Raw genomic sequence first — 23796 nt, forward strand, 5'->3', positions numbered from 1 at the left:
GGGTGTACCATCTGTCGTCATGCTGCACACACCGGGGGACAACCCCCGGACCCCCGGCCGACCTGGGGGTGCCCGGAGAGTCATAGCTAGGAGAGCTTTCGTGGATGTAGCGGACCTTGGGCTGCCGGTGGACGTTCCCTCGACGGCGCTCTTCACGGACCAGTACGAGCTCACGATGCTGCAGGCCGCCCTCAGGGCCGGTACGGCCGAACGGCGAAGCGTCTTCGAGGTCTTCACCCGGCGGCTGCCGGAGGGGCGGCGCTACGGCGTCGTGGCCGGCACCGGGCGGGTCCTGGACGCCGTCGAGAACTTCCGTTTCGACGCGGGCGTCCTGGGCTTCCTGCGCGAGCGGAACATCGTCGACGAGGCGACCCTCGAGTGGCTCGCCTCCTACCGCTTCTCCGGTGACGTGTGGGGCTATCCGGAGGGCGAGGTGTACTTCCCGGGCTCGCCGATCATGCGGGTCGAGGGCTCGTTCGCCGAGTGCGTGCTGCTGGAGACGGTGATCCTCTCCATCCTCAACCACGACTCCGCGATCGCCGCGGCCGCCTCCCGGATGTCCTCGGCCGCCGGGCAGCGCCCGCTGATCGAGATGGGCGCCCGGCGAACGCACGAGCTCGCCGCCGTCGCCGCCTCCCGCGCCGCGTACGTGGGCGGCTTCGCCTCCACCTCGGACCTCGCGGCCGGCTTCCGCTACAACATCCCGACCGTCGGCACCTCCGCGCACGCCTTCACCCTCCTGCACGACCGCGAGCGTGACGCCTTCCAGGCCCAGGTGAACTCGCTCGGCCGGAACACCACCCTGCTCGTGGACACGTACGACGTCGCCGAGGCCGTCCGGACGGCCGTCGAGATCGCCGGGCCGGAGCTGGGCGCCGTGCGCATCGACTCCGGCGACCTGCTGCTGGTCGCGCACCGGGTGCGGCAGCAGCTGGACGAGCTGGGCGCGACGGCGACGAAGATCATCGTGACCTCGGACCTCGACGAGTACGCCATCGCTTCGCTGGCCGCGGCGCCCGTGGACGCGTACGGCGTCGGTACGCAGCTGGTGACCGGGTCCGGGCATCCGACCTGCTCGATGGTGTACAAGCTGGTCGCCCGCGCCGAGTCCGCCGACCCGAAGGCGCCGCTGGTGCCGGTGGCGAAGAAGTCCAGCGGCGGCAAGACGTCCATCGGCGGCCGCAAGTGGGCCGCGCGGAGGCCGGGCGCGGACGGCGTCGCGGAGGCCGAGGTCGTCGGCACCGGCACCGTCCCGGCCGAGCTGGCGGACCGGCAGCTGCTGGTCGAGCTCGTCAAGGGCGGTGACGTGGTGGCGCGCGAGCCGCTGGACGTCGTACGCGACCGGCACACGGCCGCGCGCGCCAACCTGCCGCTGTCCGCGACCCAGCTCTCGCGCGGGGAACCGGTCATTCCGACGGAGTACGTGCACGGGCGCTCGGGTAGCTAAAGCAGGTGCCGCCGGATACGCCCCGTAACGCCCCCTCCCCTACCGGACGGGAACTCAATACGCTCGGAAGTTCAATGGCCGGGCCCGCACCCCTCCCCCGACCCCATCGTCGAGAAGGACACCCACCATGCGCCGCGCCTTGATCGTCGTTGACGTGCAGAACGACTTCTGTGAGGGGGGCAGCCTCGCCGTGGCCGGAGGGGCCGACGTGGCCGCCGCCGTCACCGAGCTGATCGGACAGGCGGGCGGCTCCGGTTACCGGCACGTGGTGGCCACCCGCGACCACCACATCGCACCCGGCGGCCACTTCGCCGACAACCCCGACTTCCAGCACTCCTGGCCCGCGCACTGCGTCGCGGGCACCGAGGGTGTCGGCTTCCACCCGAACTTCGCGCCCGCCGTCGCCTCCGGGGCGGTCGACGCCGTCTTCGACAAGGGGGCGTACGCGGCGGCGTACAGCGGGTTCGAAGGGGCCGACGAGAACGGCGTGAAGCTCGCCGACTGGCTGCGCGCCCGGGAGGTCGACGAGGTCGACGTCGTCGGGATCGCCACCGACCACTGCGTGCGGGCTACCGCCCTGGATGCCGCGCGGGAAGGGTTTCGGACCCAGGTTCTGCTGGACCTGACGGCCGGGGTGGCGGCGGAGACCACCGAGCGCGCGTTGGAGGAGCTGCGCTCGGCGGGCGTGGAGCTCTCCGGGAAGCCCGTGGTTGCCTGAGCTTGCGCGGTCCGATGTGCCGCGATGGGTTGTCGGGCGTCTACAGGTCCATTGCGGCTGGTCGCGCCCGCGCGGCGGTAGCCGCAGATTCAACGCCGCCCCGCGCCCCTTCGGGACGCTGCCTCAGCAGGGCCCTGACCGGGTGCCACAGCTCCTGGGGGAGCTCCGGGCCGTGCACGACACCGTTGTCAGGTGCCGTGCGCCATATGAGGCCGTCGGGGTGGTGCAGGACCGCGGTGATCTCGTCGGGGGTCGGCGGGGCGGCGTTGCCGCGCAGGTACACCGCCCGGATGCCCAGGTTGCGCAGCCTGGTCAGGGCGCGCGCCCGGTTCTGGGCGTGCACGAGGAAGCGTATGCAGCCCGTGCCGTCGGCGGTGGGGCTGGGCAGGTTCAGCGCCACCACCACGCTGCCTGTCGGCAGCTTGCAGAAACCTCCTGCGGCCATGCAGTCACACCCCCGTGCGAGTCGATGTCGTTACCGGTGTCAATAAGGGAAGCACAGGACGCACCTAAACACGATCGGCGGCGACCCGCCAGGGGGTCACCGCCGATACGCTTCTGACCTGCGCAAATACCGACTACTTCACCGCGGGGCCCACCTCGACCTTGATCGTCGAGCCGTCCTTGGCCTCCTTGACGATCCTGATCTTGGTGTTGGTGTCAGTGATCTTGACACCGGCGAAGGGGGTCGAGTCGTCGTAGTACGTGCTCGTGTGGTCGTCGAAGACCGGCACGCCCTTCGTCGACGGGAGCTTCGTCACGACGTCCGCGTTGTGCAGCGTGATGCCGTCCGTGCGATACAGGCTGAACGGCGAGTCGTAGGACTGGATACGGCTGCGCATCAGCGTGCCGTCGGACCACTTCAGCGCCGTCGGGTGCGAGTCGACCGGCAGGACCAGGCCGACACCGGGGTGCTGGCTGGTGTTGTTGTCCTGCTGCGAGGTGTCCCACTTCCAGATCAACAGGCCGTTCTGGTACGGGTAGTGCTCCACCCAGTCCGGACGGCTCGCCGAGAAGCCGAAGTTGTACGGACCGACCTTCAGGGTCTTGTCGTACGACACGTACTGGCGGTTCTCGGCGATGTAGTACTGCTTGTAGTCCTTGGTGAAGGACGCGCCGATGCGGGAGAAGCCGGTGGCGGTCCAACCCGGGTCCGCGCTCTCGGCGTTGTCGGTGAACAGCGCCGTGCCGTCCGCGGTCACCGTGATCTCGTCGGCAGCGAAGCCCTTCTGCGCCACACCGCTGTCGGTCTGGTAGCGGAAGCGCAGGCCGATCTTCTTGCCCGCGTAGGCGTCCAGCGAGTACGACAGCTTCTTGTAGCCGTCGACCGTGCCCGTCAGCGCCGGCTTGCCGCTGCCGTCGCGCGGGATGGCCTGGCCGTCCACCGTGCCGTCCAGCGGGGTCCAGTTGGCGCCGTCGTCGGTCGATGCCTCGGTGTAGAGGTAGTCGAAGCCCGCCTCGGTGTCGTAGTAGCCGTCCAGGGTGAGGGTGGCCTTGGACTTGCCGGTGAGGTCGACCGACCGGGTCAGCGTGTTCTTGAGATCGTTGCCGCTGCCGCTCCACCACTGGGTCGAGCCCTGCGCCGGGGTGACCACGTCGGTGGTGACTGCCTTGTCGGGCAGCGAGACCACCAGCGCCTGCTTGTTCCTGGTGTTGTACTCGGCGACACCCAGCTTGTGCTTCGACTTCGTCGCGGCCTTCGCCGTGTCGTAGTTCAGCCAGCCCAGCTGCAGCTTGTCCCAGGCGTTGAAGTTGCCCGGCAGGTCACCGATGGCGTCCTTGCCGGTGCCGAGCCAGGACCCGTTGGACATCAGCGTCCAGAAACCCGTCGAGTTCTCACCGGCGTTGGTGGTGTCGTAGTGGTCCGGCAGGCCCAGGTCGTGGCCGTACTCGTGGGCGAAGACGCCGAGTCCGCCGTTCTCCGGCTGGATGGTGTAGTCGCCGACCCAGATGCCGGTGTCGCCGATCTGCGCGCCACCCAGCTTGTTGCCCGTGGGGCCGGTGCTGCCGGAGTCGCTGCCGAACGCGTACCAGCGGTGCGCCCAGATCGCGTCCTTGCCCTGGACGCCGCCGCCCGCGGACTCGTCCTCTCCGGCGTGCACGATCTGGAAGTGGTCGATGTAGCCGTCGGGCTCGTTGAAGTTGCCGTCGTGGTCGTAGTCGTAGCGGTCCCACTGGTCGAACTTCGCCAGGTCCGTCCTGATGTCGGCGTCGGACTTGCCGACCGCCTTCTGCTGGGCGACCCACGCGGTGACGCCGTCGCTGACGACGTTCCACACGCTGGGGCAGTTGGTGGAGCCGCAGGCGTTGTTGCCGTAGCGGGCCTCGTTGTAGGGGACCTTGACCCAGTCGGCGACCTCGCCGTCCACCGAGTAGCGGCCCGAGGACTGCTTCTCGTAGAAGGACTTCATGGAGGCGGTGCCGGACCCGAAGTAGAGGTCCTGGAAGTGCTGCCGGTTGTAGTCCGCCTGCCAGGCGGTCGAGTTGTCCTTCGCCCGGTCGGGCTGGGCTATCCGGTTGTGCGCGGGGCCCACCGTGCCGCCGTACGTGCTGTCGATCTTGTCGCCGAACTCGACCAGGATCGTGAAGATCTTGTCGGTCTTCTCCCGGCCCAGTTCTACGTACTTGCGGTCGCCCTTCTTGCTCTTCAGCTGGACGACCTGCGAACCGCCCCGGTCCTTGACCTGGGCCTGGCCGGATATGACCTGGTTCAGGGCCTCCTGGCGCTGGGCATCCTGGGTCTTGGAGAGCGGACCGTCGAGGTCGTCCTGCTCCATGCTCCTGACCGCCGCCGGGTCATGGCGGTCACGGGTGGCCGTCGCGGCCGGGTCGGCGGCCTGGGCCACGGCGAACGTCGAGAACGTGGCGGTGGCCGCCGCGAGCGCGACACCGACCGCGGTTGCTCTGAACGTCCAGGGTTTTGGGGTCACTTGAGTTCCTCTTGGTCAAGGTGGCAAGTCAAGTGACGCAATTTGACTAGAGGTCGGCGAGAAAGAACAGACCTTGACTTGGACACAACAATTGCACTATGCGGAGTTGAAGTCCGCTTTACGGACACCCCGACCGGCGCGTTCGAACGTCCACTTGATGGACGCCATGACTCCGTGCGCCCCCTGTGCACCGGCACTGTTGGTTAGGTCACGCTTACCGTTCGTTCCACTCGGGCATGCACGCGATTAGAGTCGGTTGGCGGACTGCCCGGAAATCGGCAGAAACCCAGGCCGACTCCCCCGTGGACCCCCACTTCCGAGGACACGATTGCCATGCCTCGTCCGACGCCCGCCCAGCTCGTCTACGGTTCGTGCACCGTGATCTTCTCGACGCTCGCCATGCTGCTGCTGTCGCAGACGAGTTCGGGCGTGGGGATCGCGGTCATCGCCTTCGCGGCACTCGCCCTCGGGCTCCTGGTCGCCATGACGGTTCCTCTGCCGAAGCCGAGGGTCGTCGCGGTGCAGCAGCCTCCGGCGGTCGCGGAGGAAATGCCCGTACGGGCCGCGGTCGCAGCGGCGGCACCCGAGCCGGTGCACGAGCGCGCTGCATCCTGAACGAGGCGCTCCACGGGACGTGCCACGATCTGCCGTCGCGCGTCTGCGGCAGCATCGTGGCTGGTCTCGCCCCGCGGCGGAGCCGCATATCGATGCAGCCCCGCGCCCCTTTGGGGCGCTGCCGCACCGCAGCCGGCTTCAGCAGGGCCGCCCGGCTCAACTTGTGCTGACCACGACCGTCTTCGCGGCCTTGTCGTGCAAGCCCTGTTTGTAGGGCCTGTCGAAGTAGCTCCAGCCGCCCGAGATCGCGGTCCAGATGCAGGCGCAGCAGAACGCGAACGGGATCCACAGGACCGCCGAGCGGACCAGTGAGGTCTGTACGGAGGGGGTGGAGCCGTTCTCGAGGTTCGCCACGCGCATGCTCAGCCACTTCTTGCCGAGCGTCTGTCCCGTCTTGCTGATCAGATACGTGTCGTAGCCGATGTAGAGCACGGCGGCGATCAGCGACTGCGCGAAGGACTTGCCGTAGGAGAGGTTGTTGCCGTTCACGTCGTACTCGTGGACGTTGAACGCCCAGGTGAGCAGCCAGACGACGATGCCCACGAGGATCAGGTCGATGATCCGGGCGAGCGTGCGCCTGCCGCTGTCGGCGAGCGGGGGCATACCGGCGAGCGGGTCGGTGGGGTACTGGCCGCCGCCGTGGGGGTCACCGCCGCCGTACGGCGGGGGTTGCCCGCCGCCACCGGCTGCGTCGTACGGTGAGCCCTGTCCCTGGCCAGGAGGGGGCTGCTTCCTGAACGGGTCGTCCTCCGGCGGTCCGCCGGATCCGGGGGGCGGTTCGCTGCTCATGGCCCGAGTGGACCGCGAACCTCCCGGCTCCGCATCCGGCGAACGGCCGTCCGGAGTACCGAATCGGCTGGTGCATCCGTCGTATGCGGTCAGCCCGCGACGAACGTACCCGCGGCCTTGTCGTGCAAGCACTGGCGCCACGGACGGTCGAACACGCACCACACGACGCCCACGACACCGACCCCGAGCAGGCCGGGCACGCTGTACACGAGCCAGCGGCGCAGCGCCCCGCCGAACGACGGCGGCTCGTGCGCCTCGATGTCCCGCACCTCCAGCCCCAGCAGCTTCTTGCCGAGGGTGCGGCCCCACTTGGCGGTGGGCAGCACCTCGTAGAGGACGCCGAAGACGAGCAGGACGGCCAGGATGATGCCCAGGTACAGCGACGTCGTGCCGTCCAGCAGCCAGACGGTCACGGTCTGGCCGGAGAGCCTGGCCTCGTCGATCTTCTCGTTGACGTGGTCGACCGCCTTGGTGCCGAGCGGTACGGCGGCCACGCCCGTGACGGCCGCGAGGACGACGGTGTCCAGCAGCCGGGCGGCCAGCCGCTTGCCGAGGGCCGCGGGCCGGGCCGCCGCCTGGCGCATGGCGGCCGCCTGGAAGATGTCCTCGACCGGCGGCTTCCAGGGGGCGACGGGCTGGTCCTCGTCGGCGCCCGCGAGCCGGTGCACCTGCTGCGCCCAGGAGTGCTGACCGCCGCCGGGGCCGCTGGTCATGGGGGTGGCGACGGGGGCGGGCGGCTGCGCGGCGGGGGGCTGGGCGGCCGCTGCGGGCCGGGCGCCGCCGCCCTGCGGCGGGATCACCGGGGTGGCCTGCTGAGGGCCCGAAGGGGCGGGCTGCCCCTGCGCCGCGGCGGCGCGGTCGGCGGCCGCCTTGCCCGCGCCGAAGCCGGGCGCCCCCGTGCTGCCGTTCTGCGCCCCGCCCTGCCTGCCCGTGCGCTGGGACAGCGCACGGAACGTCATGGTGCCCTCGTCGGCGGCGGGGCCCCCGGGGCTGGGGATGCCGTGGCCGGCCGCTGCCGGGGGCTCCGTCTCCCCGGTCTGCGCCGTCGGCCTGCGGAACACGAAGGTGCCGCCGGAGGCCGGGTCGTCCGCGTCCGAGTCCGCCGGCGGGATCGTCGCCGTGCCGTCGGTGCGGGACGCCTGGCCGTCCGGCCGGGCCGGGGCACCGTCGGCGAGGCGCGGGTCCGCGGACTGCGGGTTGCCCCAGGACACCCGGCGGTCCTGGTCGCCGCCGAAGCCGGACTGCTGGGAGCTGTCGGCGCCCCAGGCGGTCGCGGGTTCGGACCGGCTCCCGTGCTGGGCCGGGGCCGACTGCGCCGCGGGGTCCTCGTCGAAGAAGTGCGGTCCCGTCTCCTCGACCGGAGCCGGGTCGCTGCCGGGCGGCGGGGCGAGCGACTCGCCGTCCGTCGGAGCCGGACGGCTGGTGCCCGGTACCCAGGACGCACCGTTCCAGTACCGGACATATCCAGGAATGGACGGGTCCGGGTAATACCCTTCGCGGGGCCTGTTGTCACCGGGGGCCGGGGTTGGGGCGCTCATGTCCGTCGTCCCGTATCTGCTCGGGGGTGAATATGGGGGCCTCCACATCTATCAGACCCACGCAACCCCCACCGACAGTCCCGCCAGTCCCACCCCTATCCGGGCACCCTCGTACATGTACTTCACACGAGCGGAACCCGCGGGGGCACGAATCTTTCGGCCGGGGGTCCGGGGGTTGGCCCCCGGAAAGACACAGCCAGACCCACGCAACCCCCACCGACAGTCCCGCCACTCCCACCCCTTTCCGGGCAACGCCGTGCACCGTCCTCACACGTCCGGAAAAAAAATTCTCCGAACCCGCGTAATGCTCGCGCCCCGCTCCTCTCTCCACGTGTACGGGCCCACCCGCAGGGCCCCGTACACCTGCCCGAGAGAGGAACCGCACGACATGCACTACACCGTGGTGGAGCGCGAACTGGAGCTCAGACTCATCCTGTCGCCGGAGCGCAGCATTCCGGTTCCGGCCCGGCTGAGCTACCGCACCGACGACCCGTACGCCGTCCACATCACCTTCCACATCAACTCCGAGAACCCCGTGTACTGGACGTTCTCCCGCGACCTCCTGGTGGAGGGCGTGTTCCGGGCCTGCGGGCACGGGGACGTGCGGGTGTGGCCGACCAAGTCGGAGGGCCGCAGCGTCGTTCTGATGGCGCTGAGTTCACCCGACGGTGACGCCCTCCTTGAGGCGCCGGCCGCTCAGGTGTCGGCCTGGCTGGAGCGGACGCTGCGGGTGGTTCCCCCGGGGACTGAGGGCGAACAGCTGGGGATCGACGACGCGCTCGACCAGCTGCTCGCCCAGTGACCCCGGCGATCCCGGCGGAACGGGATCAGAACAGCTTGCCCGGGTTCAGGATGCCCAGCGGGTCGAAGACCTGCTTGACCGCCCGCTGCATCTCCACCCCCACCGGGCCGATCTCGCGCGCCAGCCACTCCTTCTTCAGGACGCCCACGCCGTGCTCGCCGGTGATCGTGCCGCCGAGTTCCAGGCCCAGCGCCATGATCTCGTCGAAGGACTCGCGGGCGCGCCGGGACTCGTCGGGGTCGGCGGCGTCGAAGCAGACGGTCGGGTGCGTGTTGCCGTCCCCGGCGTGGGCGACGACCCCGATGGTGAGCTGGTACTTCTCGGCGATCCGCTCGGTGCCTTCGAGCATCTCGCCGAGCCTGGACCGGGGCACGCACACGTCGTCGATCATCGTCGTGCCGCTGACGGCTTCGAGCGCGGTGAGCGACAACCGCCGCGCCTGGAGCAGGAGTTCGGACTCGGCGAAGTCGTCGGCCGGGACGACCTGGGTGGCGCCCGCCGCCTCGCACAGCGCGCCGAGGGCGGCGAGGTCGGCGGCGGGGTCCGGGGTGTCGAAGGCGGCCAGGAGCAGGGCTTCCGTGGTGTCCGGGAGGCCCATGTGTGCGAGGTCGTTGACCGCCTTGACCGTCGTACGGTCCATGAGTTCGAGGAGCGACGGGACGTGGCCGCCCTCCATGATCCGGCACACGGCGTCGCAGGCGGCGGCGCCGGACGCGAACTCGGCCGCCAGTACGAGCTGCTGTGGCGGCTGCGGCCTGAGGGCCAGGATCGCCCGTACGACGATGCCGAGCGAGCCCTCGGAGCCGACGAAGAGCCGGGTGAGGTCGTAACCGGCGACGCCCTTGGCCGTACGGCGGCCGGTGGACATGAGCCGCCCGTCGGCCAGCACCACTTCCAGGCCGAGCACGTACTCGGCCGTGACCCCGTACTTCACACAGCACAGACCGCCCGAGGCCGTCCCGATGTTGCCGCCGATCGTGCACATCTCCCAGCTGGACGGGTCCGGCGGGTAGTACAGGCCGTGTTCGCCGACCGCACGGGAGAGCGTCGCGTTGATGACGCCCGGCTCGACCACGGCGATGCGGTCGACGGGATTGATCTCCAGGATGCGGTCCATCTTCGTCAGGGACAGCACGATGCAGCCGTCGGAGGCGTTGGCGCCGCCCGACAGGCCCGTGCGGGCGCCCTGCGGGACGACCGGGACACGCAGTTCGGTGGCGATACGCATGACGTGCTGGACTTCTTCGACCGTGCGGGGCAGCACGACCACCGCGGGGGTGCCGGCCGGGCAGAAGCTGGCCATGTCGTTGGCGTAGGAGGCCGTGACGTCCGGGTCGGTCAGGACGGCCTCGGCGGGCAGACCGCCCAGCAGGCGGTCGACGAGGTTTCCGGTCGCTTCGTCGCGAGGCGCTTCGATACGGCTCATGATCACAGCGTCGCACCCGGGGCCATCGGTGTGAACCCCGTCTACGGCACTGGACGTATGCCGGGATGTGCTCGTCGTATGGACGGCAATGACGCACAGTGATCGCCATGGAGAAGCAAGCGGAGGGCCGCCGTCCGCGGGCGGTCCGGCGGGTGCTGATCGCCGCCGTCGCCGGGTGTGCCGTGCTCGGCGGGGCGCTGGCGCTGTGGCCCTGGGAGCGGCCCGCTGCGCCCCGGCCGGTGGCGCCGGCTCCGGGCGCGCAGGCGCTGACGGCGGTCACCTCCGGGGTGCCGGCCGCGCTGCCCGACCTGGCGATGCTGATCGCCGGACGCGAGGCCCGGGTGCGGGCGCACCCGAAGGATGCGCAGTCGTGGGCGGTGCTCGGGACGGCCTACGTGGAGCAGGGGCGGCGCACGGCGGACGCGACGAACTATCCGCGGGCCGAGAAGGCGCTGCGGACCTCGCTGAAGGTCCGGGAGAAGGGGAACGCGGCGGCGCTGGACGGTATGGCGGCGCTGGCGAACGCCCGCCGGGACTTCCGGTCGGCGCGGACCTGGGGCCGTGCGGCGCTGAAGCTCGCGCCGAAGCGGTGGTCGACGTATCCGCTGCTGATCGACGCCTACACCGGGCTCGGCGACTACAAGGCGGCCAAGAAGACGCTGGACCGGCTGCTGGAGCTGCACCCCGGGGCGGCCGCCGTGCGGGCGCGGGCCGCGGCCCTCTACCGCGACCGGGGCTGGCGGGAGGACGCCGCGGCCGCCCTGTCCGACGCGGCGGCGGCAGCGGGCACACCGGCCGAGCAGGCGGCATGGCTGGAGCGGTCCGGGCAGCTGGCCTTCGAGCGGGGTGACCTGGAGGAGGCGCTCAGGCGCTTCCAGGCGGCGGTGCGGCTCGACCCCGACCAGCGGGCCGCGCAGGCCGGGCAGGGCAGGACGCTGGCGGCACTGGGCCGCACGACGGAGGCGCTGAACGCGTACCGGGTGGCGCTCGACAAGCAGCCCTGTCCCCAATACGCCCTGGAACTGGGCGAGTTGTACGAGTCGCTGGGGATGGCGGATGCCGCCCGGGCGGAGTACGACGTGCTGGGCGCCCGGGTGCAGGACGAGGTGACGGGCGGTGTGGACGACGACCTGGTGCGCGGTGTGTTCGAGGCGGACCACGGGGATCCGCGGGCGGCCGTGCGGCTGCTGCGTGCCGAGTGGCGGCGGCAGCCGGGGACCGAGGTGGCGGATGCGCTGGGGTGGGCGCTGCACATGGCCGGGGACGACAAGGGGGCGCTGAAGTTCGCCATGGCGGCGACGGACAAGGTGCACGGGGGCGCCGTACGCAGTGCGCTGTACGCGTACCACCGGGGCATGATCGAGCAGGAGCTGGAGCTGGCCTGGCCCGCGCGGCGGCATCTGCAGGAGGCGTTGCGGATCAATCCGTACTTCTCGCCGCTGAGGGTGCCGCTGGCGAAGCAGGCGCTGGCGGCGCTGGGTGACCCGCCGGACGAGCCGCTGCCGAAGGGCAGCCCGGGCGCCGAGGACGACTAGGACGTCCACGGCCGCCGGAAGGTCAGACGGCCGCGGTTCCGATCAGTGCGTTGCGTGTGACCAGGGCCGCGAGCTGTTCCTCGCCCAGCTTGGCCGTGCCCTCGGGGCGGCGCGGCAGCACCATGTAGCGCGTCTCCGCGCTGGAGTCCCACACCGTGATCTCCGTGCCGGCGGGCAGCTCCAGGCCGAACTCGGCCAGTACGGCCCGGGGTTCGCGGACCACTCGGGAGCGGTAGGCCTCGGACTTGTACCAGCTCGGGGACGGGCCGAGCAGGCGCAGCGGGTAGCAGGAGCAGAGGGTGCAGACGATGACGTTGTGGGTGGTCTCCGTGTTCTCGACGACCCGCAGGCGCTGGTACGAGCCCTCCATGAAGCCGAGTTCGCGGACCGCCGCGGTGCCGTCCGCCAGCAGCCGCGCCCGGAAGTCGGCGTCGGTCCAGGCGCGGGCGACGACCCGCGCGCCGTTCGCGGGCGAGGCCCCGGTCAGGGACGCGTCGATGATCTCGTCCAGCCTGGCGCCCGACAGGACCCCCTTCTCCTCCAGCAGGGTCTCCAGGCGCCGCACCCGCTGCGCGATCGTCGCGTCGGAGTGGTCACCGCTCATCGGGCCGCACCTTCCTCGTCCGCTTCCAAGTAGCTCTCCCACAGGTCCAGTACGACGTGGTGGTCGCCCTCGCCCCACAGGTCACGGGCCGCGAACCGGACCGCGTAGACCTGCTCGACCGGCGCGTCCCCGCGCCCCTGCGCGCTGACGTCGGCCAGTTCCGCCCGCCCCTCCGGCTCGACCACGACGCCCCGCTTGCCGCGTGCGTACCGCGGCAGGCGGGTGTGGTGCGGCGGGTCGTGGTGGAAGGTGCGGACGGCCGTGCCCGGCGGGAAACGGTCGCCGTCAGCCATCGAGCTCATCCAGCTCACCCGGCTTGATGACACCCTTGCGTTCCAGCAGGGTGCAGATCGCCTCGAACCAGCGCTCGTAGTACGACGCCGCCAGGTACTCCCTCGGCGGCATCGACTCGATGGCGTCCCGGAACTCGTTCGTGTTGAAGATCCCCTGCGCGCGCAGGGCGCCGAGGAGCCCTGCGACACGGGCCTCCCAGTCCGCGTGGAAGGGCTCGGCGTCGTCGGTGACGTCGACGGCGCCGAAGCCCTCCGTGCCGCCCACGTCGTTGATCCTGGCCATGCGGCCAGACTACGGCGCTATGGATTCACAGCCTACGGATTCACGGCCTGCCCACTCACGGGAGCCGCGCAGGCCTCACAGGTTGCCGCGCTTCTCCTGCTCCCGCTCGATCGCCTCGAACAGGGCCTTGAAGTTGCCCTTGCCGAAGCCCATCGAGCCGTGCCGCTCGATGATCTCGAAGAAGACGGTCGGACGGTCCTGGACCGGCTTGGTGAAGATCTGCAGCAGATAGCCGTCCTCGTCGCGGTCGGCGAGGATCTTCAGCTCGCGCAGCGTGTCGATCGGCACGCGGGTGTCGCCGACCCACTCGCCGAGGGTGTCGTAGTACGAGTCCGGGGTGTTCAGGAACTCCACGCCGGCCGCGCGCATGGTGCGGACCGTCTGCACGATGTCGTTCGTGTTGAGCGCGATGTGCTGCACGCCTGCGCCGCCGTAGAACTCCAGGTACTCGTCGATCTGGGACTTCTTCTTGGCGATGGCAGGCTCGTTGATCGGGAACTTGACCTTGAGGGTGCCGTCGGCGACCACCTTCGACATCAGCGCGCTGTACTCGGTGGCGATGTCGTCGCCCACGAACTCCTTCATGTTCGTGAAGCCCATGACCTTGTTGTAGAAGGCCACCCACTCGTTCATCCTGCCGAGCTCGACGTTGCCCACGCAGTGGTCGATGGCCTGGAAGGTGCGCTGGGCGGGCGGTTCGACCATGGGGGCGGCGGTGACGAAGCCGGGGAGGTAGGGGCCGTCGTAGCCGGAGCGGTCGACGAGAGTGTGGCGGGTCTCGCCGTAGGTGGCGATCGCGGCGAGGACGACGGTGCCGTGCTCGTCCTTCAGCTCGTACGGCTCCGCGACCGAGCGGGCGCCGTGCTCGATGGCGTAGGCGTACGCGCGGCGGGCGTCCGGGACCTCGATGGCGAGGTCGACGACGCCGTCGCCGTGCTCGGCCACATGCCGGGCGAGGAAGTGGCCCCAGGTGGTGGCGGGCTTGATGACGGAGGTGAGGACGAAGCGGGCGGAGCCGTTCTCGAGGACGTAGCTCGCGGTCTCGCGGCTGCCGTTCTCCGGTCCGGAGTAGGCGACCAGCTTCATGCCGAAGGCGGTGGAGTAGTAGTGCGCCGCCTGCTTGGCGTTGCCCACGGCGAAGACGACCGCGTCCATTCCCTTGACCGGGAAGGGGTCGGCCTGCCGGGCGGTGTCGGGAGTGTGGTGTGTGGTCTGCGTCATAGCGGCAGCCTCATCCTCATACGGCAAGGTGCGCAATAGTTTCTTTTTCTGCTGGGCAATCTGTTCAGTCGGTGGCCCGGATTTCCCGGACTTCTGTACAGGATGACCACCACACCAGGGAGGCTGCTGTGGCGATCGACCATCTGGACGGCCGGATCATCGTGCTGCTGGCGCGGGAGCCGCGGATCGGGGTGCTGGAGATGTCCCGGCGACTCGGCGTGGCACGCGGCACGGTGCAGGCACGGCTGGACCGCCTTCAGTCGAATGGCGTCATCCGCGGGTTCGGACCGCAGGTGGACCCTGCCGCCCTCGGGTACCCCGTCACCGCCTTCGCCACCCTCCAGATCCGGCAGGGCCAAGGGGCCGACGTCCGGGCGCACTTGGCGACCGTGCCCGAGGTGCTTGAGCTGCACACCACCACCGGCAGCGGGGACATGCTGTGCCGGCTGGTGGCCCGCTCCAATGCCGATCTCCAGCGGGTCATCGACCTGGTTGTCGGTTTTGATGGCATTGTCCGGGCCGCCACCGCGATCGTGATGGAGAACCCCGTTCCGCTGCGGATCATCCCGCTGGTGGAACAGGCGGCACAGGACGTCGAGAGGACCTAGCCGACGGCCGGGGGTGAGGGCGTGAGCTTCTGGGAGTACTTGGGCAACCGGCACCAGCAGCTGCTCACGGACACCTACCAACACGCCAGCGCGGTGTTCCAGTGCATGGTCGTGGCGACCGTGATCGGCGTGCTGATCGGGATCGTCACCTACCGCAGCGACTGGGCCGGCAGCCTCGCGACCACGACCACCTCGACCATCCTGACCATTCCCTCGCTCGCCATGATCGGTCTGCTCATCCCGATGGTGGGCCTGGGCGTCCCGCCCACGGTGATCGCTCTGACGCTGTACGGGCTGCTGCCGATCGTGCGGAACTCGATCGTGGGACTGCGTGGGGTAGACCCGTCGCTGGTGGACGCGGCGCGGGGCATCGGGATGTCACGGCTGATGCGGCTGGTGCGGGTCGAGCTGCCGCTGGCCTGGCCGCCGATCCTGACCGGGATCCGGGTCTCGACGCAGATGCTGATGGGCATCGCCGCGATCGCCGCGTACGCCTCCGGGCCGGGCCTCGGCAACGAGATCTTCCGTGGCATCGGCTCGCTGGGCAGCAAGAACGCGCTCAACCAGGTCCTCGCGGGCACCCTCGGGATCATCGTCCTCGCGCTGCTGTTCGACGCCGCGTACGTCCTGATCGGACGGCTGACCATTCCCAGGGGGATCCGTGCCTGATGCCACCCATGGGGCGACGATCGAGCTGGAGAACCTCTCCAAGCGGTATCCGGGCAACCCCAGCCCGGCCGTCGACAACGTCAACATGGAGATCAAGGCGGGCGAGCTCGTCATCTTCGTCGGCCCGTCCGGATGCGGTAAGTCGACGACGCTCAAGATGATCAACAGGTTGATCGAGCCGACCGGTGGCCGCATCCGGATCAACGGTGAGGACGTGACCGACATTGATCCGGTCAAGCTGCGCCGCAAGGTGGGCTATGCGATCCAGTCGGCGGGGCTGTTCCCGCACATGACGGTCGCCCAGAACATCGCCCTCGTGCCGAAGATGATCGGCTGGTCCAAGGCGCGGATCCGGTCCCGGGTGGAGGAGCTGCTCGACCTGGTCGGTCTCGACCCGGTCGAGTTCCGCGCCCGCTATCCGCGGCAGCTGTCGGGCGGACAGCAGCAACGCGTGGGCGTGGCGCGGGCGTTGGCCGCCGATCCGCCGGTCCTGCTGATGGACGAGCCGTTCGGTGCGGTCGACCCGATCACCCGCGACCATCTCCAGGACGAGCTGATCAGGCTGCAGCAGGAGCTGCACAAGACGATCGTGTTCGTCACGCACGACTTCGACGAGGCGATCAAGCTCGGCGACCGCATCGCCGTGCTGCGTGAACGCTCGCACATCGCGCAGTTCGACACCCCGGAGGCGATCCTCACCAACCCGGCGGACGACTTCGTGTCCGGGTTCGTGGGCGCGGGGGCCGCCCTGAAGCGGCTGAACCTCACGCGCGTACGGGACGTCGAGATCACCGACTACCCGACCGTCACCCTCGACGACCCGCTCCAGGAGATCTTCAACCGGCTCCGTGGCAGCGGGACCAACGAGATCCTGCTGCTCGACAAGCGCGGCCGCCCCTACAAGTGGCTCAGGCGCGGCGACCTCCTGCGCGCGCGGGGCTCGCTCGCCCGGGCGGGCACGCTGGTCAACGACACGGTGACCAAGGACGCCACGCTCCGGGACGCCCTGGAGGCGGTCCTGACCGACAACGCAGGGCGGGTCCCGGTCACCGGTCGGCGCGGCGAGTACGAGGGCGTCGTAGACATGGAGACGCTCATGAACTCCGTGCACGATCTGCTGGAGGCGGACCGGCTGGAGGCGCTGGAGGCCCAGCACGAACTGGAGGAGCTACGGGCCGCCCAGACACACGCCGAGCAGGAGGGCCCCGGCGGGGTGACCAAGGCATGACCACGCCCGAGCTGGAGGAACCCGGGCCGGCGGAACAGGAGGCTCTGCAGGAGGCGGAGGCCCCGCAGGAGGCCGAGCCCCCGCCGCCGGCGCCGGGTCCCCCGAAATCACGCATCACCTGGCAGAAGCTGACCTTCCTGCCCGCCGTGATCACCGCCGTCCTGCTCGCGACCTGGCTGTGGTTCCGTCAGGCCGACCTGGACACGATCTCCGAGAACGCGCTCTCGGGCGGCCAGGTGTCGAAGGCCCTCTGGCAGCAGATCAAGCTCGTCGCGATCTCCACCTTCTTCGTGCTGATCATCGCGATCCCGCTGGGCATCCTGCTCACCCGCAGGGCGTTCCGCAGAGGCACCCCGGTGGCGATGGCGATCGCCAACATGGGCCAGGCGACCCCGGCGATCGGCCTGCTGGCCCTGCTGGTGATCTGGCTCGGCACCGGCACGAAGGCGGCCCTGATCGGCATCATCATCTACGCCGTGCTCCCGGTCCTCTCCAACACCATCGCCGGCCTGAAGGCCAACGACCCGACCCTGCTGGAGGCGGCCCGCGGCATCGGCATGTCCCCGCTGGGGGTGCTGGCCAGGGTCGAACTCCCGCTGGCCGTACCGCTGATCCTCGCGGGCGTCCGTACGGCACTGGTCCTGAACGTCGGCACGGCGACCCTGGCGACATTCGGCGGGGGCGGCGGCCTGGGCGTGCTGATCACGACCGGCATCACCACACAGCGGATGCCGGTGCTGATGCTGGGTTCGATCCTCACGGTCGCCCTGGCGCTGCTGGTGGACTGGCTGGCCTCGCTGGCGGAACTCCTGCTGCGGCCACGGGGGTTGGAGGTGGGGACGTGAGAGGGCGTACGTGTCTGCTGCCGACCGCGGTGCTCATCGCCGCCTCGGGCTGCGGTCTGCAGAGCGGCTCCCCCATGGTCGACGACGTCAAGCCCGGCTCCATTGCCCAGGGCGAGCCCCTCAAGGGCGCCCATCTCACCGTCACCTCCAAGGAGTTCACCGAGCAGCTCATCCTCGGCGCGATGATGGGCATCGCCTTCCAGGCGGCCGGCGCGGACGTCCTCGACCGCACGGGCATCCAGGGCTCCATCGGTGCGCGGGAAGCCGTCAAGTCCGGTGACGCGGACGGCATGTACGAGTACACGGGCACCGCCTGGATCACGTACCAGGGCAACAGCAAGCCGATCCCCGACCCGCAGAAGCAGTGGCAGGCGGTGCACGACGCGGACCTCAAGAACGGCCTGACCTGGCTGCCGCCCTCACGGCTCAACAACACCTACGCGCTGGCCATGAACCAGGCGAACTTCAAGAAGTACGGGACGAAGACCCTGTCCGACGTGGCCGCGCTGGCCAAGAAGAACCCGGGTGCCGTGACCCTGTGCGTGGAGGGCGAGTTCGCCAACCGCGCGGACGGACTGCCGGGCATGGAGAAGGCGTACGGGATGAGCGTGCCCGCGAAGAACGTCACGCAGATGGACACCGGGATCATCTACACCCAGGTGAAGAAGGGGAGCTGCACCTACGGCGAGGTGTTCACCACCGACGGCCGCATCAAGTCCATGAACCTGGCGGTGATGGAGGACGACAAGAAGTTCTTCCCGAACTACAACGTGGCGCCGGAGATCAACACCAAGGCTTTGAAGAAGTGGCCGGCGATCGCCGAGGTCCTGGACCCGGTGACGAAGAAGCTGAACAACACGGTGGCGCGGACGCTGAACGCGAAGGTGGACGTGGACGGGGAGGATCCGCATCAGGTGGCGTTGGACTGGATGAAGGCGGAGGGGTTCGTGAAGTAGGGGCTCGTCGCGGGGCCAGGAAAGCGGAGAGGTCAATTTCGCACATCATTGATTCACCCTGGCGCATCATGATGCAGAGTGCCTACACTCGGGTGCATGAGGACAACAGTCGACCTCTCCGAGGACCTGATCCAGGAAGCCAAGCTGCGGGCCGCGCGGAGGCGCGTCACCTTCAGTGCGGTGATAGAGGATGCGTTGCGGGCGTCGTTCGCGCGGGATGTGGCTGCGGCGACGAACATCGCGAAATTGACCACCGACCCCGGCGGACGTGGACTGCGCCCCGGCGTCAACCTTGACGACAACGCCTCCGTGCGCGACCTCATGGACGGCCTCGAATGATCCTCTGCGACGTGAACGTCCTCGTGTATGCCTTCCGCGAGGACGCCAAGGACCACGATCGCTACCACGCGTGGCTCATCGAGCGGCTGCGGGGTGACGAGCCCGTCGGATACAACAGCGTGATCGACAGCGGCTTTCTGCGGATCGTCACCCACCAGCGGATCTATCAGCCGCCGAGTGAGCCGGAGACGGCGTTCGCGTTTCTCCAGGACGTGCGCAACGCGCCGGTCTCCGCCCCCGTCCAGGAAGGGCCCCGCCACTGGGACATCTTCGAGCGCCTGTGCCTCAAGGCCGGGGCTCGCGGCAACCTCGTCCCGGACGCCTACTTCGCCGCCCTCGCCATAGAGCACGGCGCCACCCTCTACTCCGCCGACCGCGGTTTCGCCCGCTTCCCCGGCCTGCGCTGGCAGCACCCCCTGGAAGCAGACTGACCCACCCCGCGGACCCGCTGAGCCGGTCCCGCCTCCAAGGAGCCGGGTCAGCAGCTCGGTACGGAACCCTTCCCCGACTCCAGCGCCACCAGCGAGTTCACCGCGCCCTTGAGCGTGGTCACCGGAATCAGCCGCAGGCCCTTGGGCAGCTCGGACTTGGCGTCGGAGCACTCGGCCTTCGGGACGAGGAAGACGGTCGCGCCGTCCCGGCGCGCGGCCTGTGTCTTCAGGGCCACCCCCCCGACCGCACCGACCGTCCCGTCGCCGTCGATGGTCCCCGTACCGGCGATGGTGCGCCCGGCCGTGAGGTCGCCGCCGCTGCCGTTCCCGTCCAGCTTGTCGATGATGCCGAGGGTGAACAGGAGCCCGGCGCTGGGGCCGCCCACGTCGGCGAGCTTCAGCGTGACCTTGACCTTCTTGTCGCTGAGGTGCAGATAGTCCAGGGCGGCCCGGGTCGCCGCGTTCTGGGACTGCTTCATCTGCGCGCTGTTGTGCTCCTCGATCTCCTTGGTGGACTGGCCGCTCGGATACACCGAGTCGTGCGGCATGACGGCGCGGTCCGTGGCGAACCAGGCACTGAGCACATCGCCCAGCGAGACATGCGCGTCCGGGTTGGTCGCCTCGATCGTCGTCATCCGCAGCTGCCCGCTCGTCTGCCGGGTCTTCGCCCCCGAGATCGTGATCACCGGGGTGCCCTTGTTGTCCCCGAGCACGTTCGCAGTCAGCCCGGGCTGCGCCAGCGAGAACGGCAGCGGCGCGAAGACCGCGGTGGCGACCAGCGCCACGACGGGCAGGGCGCAGACGGCGAGGGCCTGGGGACGTGTGAGGCGAGAGAGCACGGGATCAATCTAACGTGACGGTCACTTCCGGCCAGGTGCCGGTCAGCTCACGTACAAGTCTCGCCGCTCCCTCGTGAACCGCCGGAGTACGTCCGGCAGCGGTTCGACACCGATCCCGGGCGCGGTGGGGACGGGCAGGTGGCCGTCCTTGAGGACGAACGGCTCGGTGATGTCCTCGGCGAAGTAGCGCGCGGACGCCGAGGTGTCCCCGGGGAGGGTGAAGCCCGGAAGGGCGGCCAGGGCGAGGTTGGGGGCGCGGCCGATTCCCGTCTCCAGCATGCCGCCGCACCACACCGGCACTCCGTGCGCGTGCGCCACGTCGTGGATGCGGCGGGCCTCCAGATAGCCGCCCACGCGCGCGGGCTTCACATTGACGACCCGGCACGCCTCCATCGCGATCGCGGAGGCGGTGTCACGGGCGTTGTGGAGGGACTCGTCGAGGCAGACGGGCGTCTGCAGACGCCTCTGGAGCTGTGCGTGGGCGTACAGGTTGTTCTCCTCCAGCGGCTCCTCGATCAGCAGCAGCCCGAAGGAGTCCAGGCGCCGCAGGTGCTCGGCGTCGGCCAGGGTGTATGCCGTGTTGGCGTCGACCTGGAGCGGCAGCGCGTCCCCGAAGCGCTCGCGGACGGCCCGGACCGGTTCCACGTCCCAGCCCGGCTCGATCTTCAGCTTGATGCGGACGTAGCCCTCGGCGAGGTAGCGCTCGACGTCGTCCAGCAGGTCGGGGACGGAATCCTTGATGCCGACGGACACCCCCGCGGGGACCCGGTCGCGCACCGCGCCCAGGTAGGTGGCGAGCGGCATGCCGTAGGACCGCAGCTCCGCGTCCAGGACCGCCGTCTCCAGGGCCGCCTTCGCCAGCTCGTGGCCCTTGGTCTTCGCCGTGGCGGGGGCGAGCGCGGCCGCGGTGAGCTGCGGCAGGGCGGCGACACGCGGCAGCAGGAAGTCCCGCAGCACGATCTCCGCTCCGGCCACGAACTCCGAGCAGTACCGCGGTTCGGGGTCGGCGGCGAACTCGGACCAGCCCTCGGCCGCGTCGGTCACGACATGGAGCAGGAAGGTGTCCTTGGTCGTCATCGTGCCGAAGGACGTACGGAACGGGGTGACGAGCGGGATCGCCACATGGACGATCTCCACGCGTTCCAGCTTCATGCCGTTGCCTCTCTCGAAAGGGTGTACCAGCCGTCACGGGACATACCCGTCGCCCTGAACCCCTGCGCAAAGGCCTCCGTGAACACCTCACGGACGGCATACCGCCAGCGCAGGGCGAGCTCCGGGTCGGCGGCGCGGAGCCGGACGATGTCGTCCGGTACACGGCACCAGATGTGACGGCCGGCGAGGTCCCGGCGGGCGAGCGTCGCGCCGTCGGGGGCGGTGTGGGTGCCGGGGGCCGTGCGGGTGCCGGGGGCGGTGTCCCGGTCCGTGGTCTCGTACGAAGGGGTCGGCGCCGCCAGCTCCCACGTCACCGTCAGCCGGTCGCTCTCGTCGCCGTCGTTCACGCCGTCCGCCATGGGGCCGTAGAAGTCGACGAGGTACTCGGTGCCGGTGGCGCCCAGTTTCGCCAGGTTGAAACGGGCGTTGCGGCCGACCAGCGGGTCGAAGGTCCAGCGCATGGTGCGGGCACCGAGGTCGAGGGCCCAGGCACGCTGGGTCTGCTTCACGGCGTACCCGAGCCCCCGGTCGGCGGCGGCGACCAGGGAGTACGCGTCCCCGTGCGGCCCGAACACCGCGACCGACGCTCCCGCGAGCCGCGTCCCGTCGTACGCGGCGTGCACGGCGCCGCCCGCGTGGACGAGGCTGTGCAGCACTTCGGCCGGGTAGGGCGGGGCGCTGCGCGGGGTCTGCCAGACCTCGCTGAAGTAGTCGCTGACGGCGGCGAGACCGGCGACGTCGTGGACGGTGCGGATGCTCACTCCAGGCGGGCGGTCGAGGGTCATGGGTCGAGTTTCGAGGCAGCCAGGCCCCGCCGGGTTGTGCGTCTGCACAACGGCTGCGTACGTTCGTTTCGGGATCGGCCAATCATGCCTGCTCGGCCGCAGCCCCCGCCCTTGAGGAGCCACATGGACGCCTGCACCCTCGGCGACGTCCTGGACGTCGTCGGCGGCCACGCCCTGCGCCTGCACACGGCCCCCGCCGGGCTCGCCGCCCCGGTCACCGAGGTACTGCTGTACGACGCCCACGCCCCGATGCCGCCTGCACCGGGCGCGCTGCTGCTGGCCGTGGGCGTGCGGGCGGCGGCCGCCGGTCCCCTCGTCCGGGCGGCCGCGGAGGCCGGGATGACCGGGCTCGTCGTACGCGGCCCGGACGGGCCGGCCGGGGAGGCTCAGGCGCACGGCGTCGCGCTGCTGTCGGTCGACGAGGACGCGGCCTGGCACCACGTCCACCTGCTGCTGTCCTCGGCGATCGGCGCCCGCCCCGCACCATCGGCCGGGGGTCTCGGTGACCTGTTCGCGCTCGCGGACGCGGTCGCCGCGGCGACCGGCGGTGCGACGGCCGTGGAGGACCCGCGCCAGCGGATCCTCGCCTACTCCACGGTCCCGGGCCAGCCGGTCGACGAGGACCGGCGGCAGAGCATCCTCGGCCTCCAGGTACCGGCCAGCACGCCCAACACCGAGCAGTACCGGGTGCTGTTCGCGGCCCCGGGGCCGGTACGGATGCCCGCGCTCCGGGACGGCGACCTGCCGCGCCTCGCGGTCGCCGTCCGTGCGGGCGGCGAGACGCTCGGCTCGGTCTGGGTGGTCGACGACGGCACGCTCGCACCCGACGCCGAGGAGACCCTCGCGCAGGGCGCGTCCACGGCGGCACTGCTCCTGCTGCGGGCCCGGGCAGCGCAGGAGCTGGCCCGCCACCAGAACAGCGACCTGCTGCGCCGCCTGCTCGACGGCACGGCGGACCCGTCAACCGCCTTCGACCGCCTGGGACTTGAGGGCGCGGTCCGGGTGGCCGCCTTCGTACTGGACGCCGCGAGCCTCCCGGACGCCGAGCAGACCGCCCTACGCCTGCTGGACGTCGTACGGCTGCAGTGCGAGGCGCGTTACGGGCGGCACGCGTGCGTGCTGGTCGACGGGGTGGTGTATGCGGTCCTTCCCGGTCCGGGAGCGCGTCACAAGCGGCTGGCCGAGGACATCGTGGTGCGGGCCGGGCAGGCGCTGCGGGTGCCCGTGCGGGCGGCGCTGGGCGAGGTGGTGGCCGGGCCGGCGGAGGTCGTGGGGTCGCGGGAGGACGCCGAGCTGGTGCTGCGGGTGCTCGGCCCGGACCTGCCGGTGGCGACGGTGGACGAGGTGCGCCCGCGGGTGACGCTGCTGCGGCTGACCGAAGTGCTCGGCGAGCGGCGGGAGCTGAGCGCGGGAGCGTGGCGGAGAGTACTGGCGTACGACGAGCAGCACGGCACCGACTACGCGCGCACCCTGGTCAGCTGGTTCGACGCGGGCTGCGACATGGCGGGCGCGGCGAAGCTGCTCGCCGTGCACCCGAACACCTGCCGCTACCGCCTGAAGCAGGCCCAGCAGCACGTCGGGATCGACCTCGAAGACCCCGACGAACGGCTGGTGCTGTGGCTTCAGTTGAGGACGCTGGCGGGGCTCAGAGCACCCACTTCCTGACGCGCTCCTCACAGACGCCCGCCACCGCAGTCGTGGACAGGTCCCCGCCGCCACACCCCGTGGGTACACGTCCGCCGC

The 23796-nt window shown here is 70.4% G+C and carries 25 protein-coding genes; 13 read left to right on the forward strand and 12 right to left on the reverse strand.

The window, feature by feature from the left end; translation table 11 throughout:
- The first annotated feature begins 100 nt into the window (after nucleotides 1-100).
- Both EDD92_RS18945 and EDD92_RS18950 read left to right on the forward strand, forming a co-directional pair.
- Nucleotides 101-1447 (forward strand): nicotinate phosphoribosyltransferase, encoded by a 1347-nt coding sequence (locus EDD92_RS18945; protein WP_123965431.1) that lies wholly within the window; start codon nucleotides 101-103, stop codon nucleotides 1445-1447.
- Between the two features lie 127 nt (nucleotides 1448-1574).
- Nucleotides 1575-2165, forward strand: a complete 591-nt coding sequence (locus EDD92_RS18950) for an isochorismatase family protein (protein ID WP_123965432.1) — start codon at nucleotides 1575-1577, stop codon at nucleotides 2163-2165.
- Nucleotides 2166-2205: 40 nt separating this feature from the next.
- Here EDD92_RS18950 and EDD92_RS18955 read toward each other — a convergent pair whose 3' ends face one another.
- Entirely contained in the window at nucleotides 2206-2610 is a 405-nt protein-coding gene (locus tag EDD92_RS18955) for a hypothetical protein (protein ID WP_260326600.1), read from the reverse strand.
- A 133-nt stretch (nucleotides 2611-2743) separates the two neighbouring features.
- Nucleotides 2744-5095 (reverse strand): immune inhibitor A domain-containing protein, encoded by a 2352-nt coding sequence (locus tag EDD92_RS18960; RefSeq protein ID WP_123965433.1) that lies wholly within the window; start codon nucleotides 5093-5095, stop codon nucleotides 2744-2746.
- 333 nt (nucleotides 5096-5428) lie between these two features.
- Between EDD92_RS18960 and EDD92_RS18965 the strand changes: the two genes are divergently transcribed.
- Nucleotides 5429-5710, forward strand: coding sequence for a hypothetical protein (locus tag EDD92_RS18965; protein WP_030943611.1), 282 nt, complete (start codon nucleotides 5429-5431; stop codon nucleotides 5708-5710).
- Nucleotides 5711-5866: 156 nt separating this feature from the next.
- On the opposite strand, the gene EDD92_RS18970 is transcribed toward EDD92_RS18965, so the two are convergent.
- Nucleotides 5867-6499, reverse strand: a complete 633-nt coding sequence (locus tag EDD92_RS18970; RefSeq protein WP_123965434.1) for an RDD family protein — start codon at nucleotides 6497-6499, stop codon at nucleotides 5867-5869.
- Between the two features lie 89 nt (nucleotides 6500-6588).
- Nucleotides 6589-8037, reverse strand: coding sequence for an RDD family protein (locus EDD92_RS18975; protein ID WP_123965435.1), 1449 nt, complete (start codon nucleotides 8035-8037; stop codon nucleotides 6589-6591).
- Nucleotides 8038-8425: 388 nt separating this feature from the next.
- Here EDD92_RS18975 and EDD92_RS18980 point away from each other — a divergent pair, with 388 nt between their 5' ends.
- Complete coding sequence (locus EDD92_RS18980) at nucleotides 8426-8839, forward strand: SsgA family sporulation/cell division regulator (protein WP_030943602.1); 414 nt, start codon at nucleotides 8426-8428, stop codon at nucleotides 8837-8839.
- 25 nt (nucleotides 8840-8864) lie between these two features.
- On the opposite strand, the gene EDD92_RS18985 is transcribed toward EDD92_RS18980, so the two are convergent.
- Nucleotides 8865-10271, reverse strand: a complete 1407-nt coding sequence (locus tag EDD92_RS18985; protein WP_123965436.1) for an FAD-binding oxidoreductase — start codon at nucleotides 10269-10271, stop codon at nucleotides 8865-8867.
- Between the two features lie 101 nt (nucleotides 10272-10372).
- Here EDD92_RS18985 and EDD92_RS18990 point away from each other — a divergent pair, with 101 nt between their 5' ends.
- A complete protein-coding gene (locus tag EDD92_RS18990; protein ID WP_123965437.1) occupies nucleotides 10373-11800 on the forward strand; it encodes a lipopolysaccharide assembly protein LapB in 1428 nt (475 codons plus the stop codon).
- Between the two features lie 22 nt (nucleotides 11801-11822).
- On the opposite strand, the gene nthA is transcribed toward EDD92_RS18990, so the two are convergent.
- From nthA to hppD, 4 genes are all read right to left on the reverse strand, one after another.
- Nucleotides 11823-12404, reverse strand: coding sequence for a nitrile hydratase subunit alpha (gene nthA, locus EDD92_RS18995; protein ID WP_123965438.1), 582 nt, complete (start codon nucleotides 12402-12404; stop codon nucleotides 11823-11825).
- Nucleotides 12401-12706 (reverse strand): nitrile hydratase subunit beta, encoded by a 306-nt coding sequence (locus tag EDD92_RS19000; RefSeq protein WP_260326602.1) that lies wholly within the window; start codon nucleotides 12704-12706, stop codon nucleotides 12401-12403. Before EDD92_RS19000 ends, nthA begins: the two co-directional genes overlap by 4 nt.
- Nucleotides 12690-12980, reverse strand: coding sequence for an SH3-like domain-containing protein (locus EDD92_RS19005; RefSeq protein WP_123965439.1), 291 nt, complete (start codon nucleotides 12978-12980; stop codon nucleotides 12690-12692). The genes EDD92_RS19000 and EDD92_RS19005 overlap by 17 nt, the downstream gene beginning before the upstream one ends.
- A 75-nt stretch (nucleotides 12981-13055) precedes the next feature.
- On the reverse strand, nucleotides 13056-14201 hold the full coding sequence (hppD, locus tag EDD92_RS19010) for a 4-hydroxyphenylpyruvate dioxygenase (RefSeq protein ID WP_030943578.1): 1146 nt from the start codon (nucleotides 14199-14201) through the stop codon (nucleotides 13056-13058).
- Between the two features lie 128 nt (nucleotides 14202-14329).
- Here hppD and EDD92_RS19015 point away from each other — a divergent pair, with 128 nt between their 5' ends.
- The 7 genes from EDD92_RS19015 (at nucleotide 14330) to EDD92_RS19045 (ending at nucleotide 19277) form a co-directional block, all read left to right on the forward strand.
- Nucleotides 14330-14809 (forward strand): Lrp/AsnC family transcriptional regulator, encoded by a 480-nt coding sequence (locus tag EDD92_RS19015; RefSeq protein ID WP_115907901.1) that lies wholly within the window; start codon nucleotides 14330-14332, stop codon nucleotides 14807-14809.
- A 21-nt stretch (nucleotides 14810-14830) separates the two neighbouring features.
- Nucleotides 14831-15478 carry an ABC transporter permease gene (locus EDD92_RS19020; RefSeq protein ID WP_123965440.1) on the forward strand — a complete coding sequence of 216 codons (648 nt, stop codon included), beginning with the start codon at nucleotides 14831-14833 and terminating at the stop codon, nucleotides 15476-15478.
- On the forward strand, nucleotides 15471-16706 hold the full coding sequence (locus EDD92_RS19025; RefSeq protein WP_123965441.1) for a betaine/proline/choline family ABC transporter ATP-binding protein: 1236 nt from the start codon (nucleotides 15471-15473) through the stop codon (nucleotides 16704-16706). The genes EDD92_RS19020 and EDD92_RS19025 overlap by 8 nt, the downstream gene beginning before the upstream one ends.
- Entirely contained in the window at nucleotides 16703-17551 is an 849-nt protein-coding gene (locus tag EDD92_RS19030) for an ABC transporter permease (RefSeq protein WP_123965442.1), read from the forward strand. The genes EDD92_RS19025 and EDD92_RS19030 overlap by 4 nt, the downstream gene beginning before the upstream one ends.
- A 74-nt stretch (nucleotides 17552-17625) precedes the next feature.
- A complete protein-coding gene (locus tag EDD92_RS19035; protein WP_260327315.1) occupies nucleotides 17626-18507 on the forward strand; it encodes a glycine betaine ABC transporter substrate-binding protein in 882 nt (293 codons plus the stop codon).
- Between the two features lie 96 nt (nucleotides 18508-18603).
- The gene (locus EDD92_RS19040) at nucleotides 18604-18846 is read left to right on the forward strand and encodes a CopG family transcriptional regulator (protein ID WP_099929203.1); all 243 of its coding nucleotides are present in this window, start codon (nucleotides 18604-18606) and stop codon (nucleotides 18844-18846) included.
- Between the two features lie 11 nt (nucleotides 18847-18857).
- Nucleotides 18858-19277, forward strand: a complete 420-nt coding sequence (locus EDD92_RS19045) for a type II toxin-antitoxin system VapC family toxin (protein ID WP_221268112.1) — start codon at nucleotides 18858-18860, stop codon at nucleotides 19275-19277.
- A 47-nt stretch (nucleotides 19278-19324) separates the two neighbouring features.
- On the opposite strand, the gene EDD92_RS19050 is transcribed toward EDD92_RS19045, so the two are convergent.
- From EDD92_RS19050 to EDD92_RS19060, 3 genes are read right to left on the reverse strand one after another with little or no spacing between them, the layout of a single operon-like run.
- The gene (locus EDD92_RS19050) at nucleotides 19325-20116 is read right to left on the reverse strand and encodes a PDZ domain-containing protein (protein ID WP_123965445.1); all 792 of its coding nucleotides are present in this window, start codon (nucleotides 20114-20116) and stop codon (nucleotides 19325-19327) included.
- Nucleotides 20117-20158: 42 nt separating this feature from the next.
- Complete coding sequence (gene menC, locus EDD92_RS19055) at nucleotides 20159-21268, reverse strand: o-succinylbenzoate synthase (protein WP_123965446.1); 1110 nt, start codon at nucleotides 21266-21268, stop codon at nucleotides 20159-20161.
- The gene (locus tag EDD92_RS19060) at nucleotides 21265-22053 is read right to left on the reverse strand and encodes a chorismate synthase (RefSeq protein WP_123965447.1); all 789 of its coding nucleotides are present in this window, start codon (nucleotides 22051-22053) and stop codon (nucleotides 21265-21267) included. Before EDD92_RS19060 ends, menC begins: the two co-directional genes overlap by 4 nt.
- Before the next feature lie 123 nt (nucleotides 22054-22176).
- Here EDD92_RS19060 and EDD92_RS19065 point away from each other — a divergent pair, with 123 nt between their 5' ends.
- Nucleotides 22177-23718, forward strand: a complete 1542-nt coding sequence (locus tag EDD92_RS19065) for a CdaR family transcriptional regulator (RefSeq protein ID WP_123965448.1) — start codon at nucleotides 22177-22179, stop codon at nucleotides 23716-23718.
- Nucleotides 23719-23796: the final 78 nt, after the last annotated feature.

Source organism: Streptomyces sp. TLI_185 (assembly GCF_003814765.1).
Lineage (GTDB): Bacteria > Actinomycetota > Actinomycetes > Streptomycetales > Streptomycetaceae > Streptomyces.

Excerpts from the sequence above, each read along its gene's own strand:
- EDD92_RS18980 (WP_030943602.1), top strand. The coding sequence starts at position 8,426 with ATGCACTACACCGTGGTGGAGCGCGAACTGGAGCTCAGACTCATCCTG.
- EDD92_RS19035 (WP_260327315.1), top strand. The coding sequence starts at position 17,626 with ATGGTCGACGACGTCAAGCCCGGCTCCATTGCCCAGGGCGAGCCCCTC.
- EDD92_RS18950 (WP_123965432.1), top strand. The coding sequence starts at position 1,575 with ATGCGCCGCGCCTTGATCGTCGTTGACGTGCAGAACGACTTCTGTGAG.
- EDD92_RS18990 (WP_123965437.1), top strand. The coding sequence starts at position 10,373 with ATGGAGAAGCAAGCGGAGGGCCGCCGTCCGCGGGCGGTCCGGCGGGTG.
- menC (WP_123965446.1), bottom strand. The coding sequence starts at position 21,268 with ATGAAGCTGGAACGCGTGGAGATCGTCCATGTGGCGATCCCGCTCGTC.
- EDD92_RS19060 (WP_123965447.1), bottom strand. The coding sequence starts at position 22,053 with ATGACCCTCGACCGCCCGCCTGGAGTGAGCATCCGCACCGTCCACGAC.
- EDD92_RS18965 (WP_030943611.1), top strand. The coding sequence starts at position 5,429 with ATGCCTCGTCCGACGCCCGCCCAGCTCGTCTACGGTTCGTGCACCGTG.
- EDD92_RS19030 (WP_123965442.1), top strand. The coding sequence starts at position 16,703 with ATGACCACGCCCGAGCTGGAGGAACCCGGGCCGGCGGAACAGGAGGCT.
- EDD92_RS18955 (WP_260326600.1), bottom strand. The coding sequence starts at position 2,610 with ATGGCCGCAGGAGGTTTCTGCAAGCTGCCGACAGGCAGCGTGGTGGTG.
- hppD (WP_030943578.1), bottom strand. The coding sequence starts at position 14,201 with ATGACGCAGACCACACACCACACTCCCGACACCGCCCGGCAGGCCGAC.
- EDD92_RS18970 (WP_123965434.1), bottom strand. The coding sequence starts at position 6,499 with ATGAGCAGCGAACCGCCCCCCGGATCCGGCGGACCGCCGGAGGACGAC.
- EDD92_RS19005 (WP_123965439.1), bottom strand. The coding sequence starts at position 12,980 with ATGGCCAGGATCAACGACGTGGGCGGCACGGAGGGCTTCGGCGCCGTC.
- EDD92_RS19040 (WP_099929203.1), top strand. The coding sequence starts at position 18,604 with ATGAGGACAACAGTCGACCTCTCCGAGGACCTGATCCAGGAAGCCAAG.
- EDD92_RS18975 (WP_123965435.1), bottom strand. The coding sequence starts at position 8,037 with ATGAGCGCCCCAACCCCGGCCCCCGGTGACAACAGGCCCCGCGAAGGG.
- EDD92_RS19065 (WP_123965448.1), top strand. The coding sequence starts at position 22,177 with ATGGACGCCTGCACCCTCGGCGACGTCCTGGACGTCGTCGGCGGCCAC.
- EDD92_RS19000 (WP_260326602.1), bottom strand. The coding sequence starts at position 12,706 with ATGAGCTCGATGGCTGACGGCGACCGTTTCCCGCCGGGCACGGCCGTC.
- nthA (WP_123965438.1), bottom strand. The coding sequence starts at position 12,404 with ATGAGCGGTGACCACTCCGACGCGACGATCGCGCAGCGGGTGCGGCGC.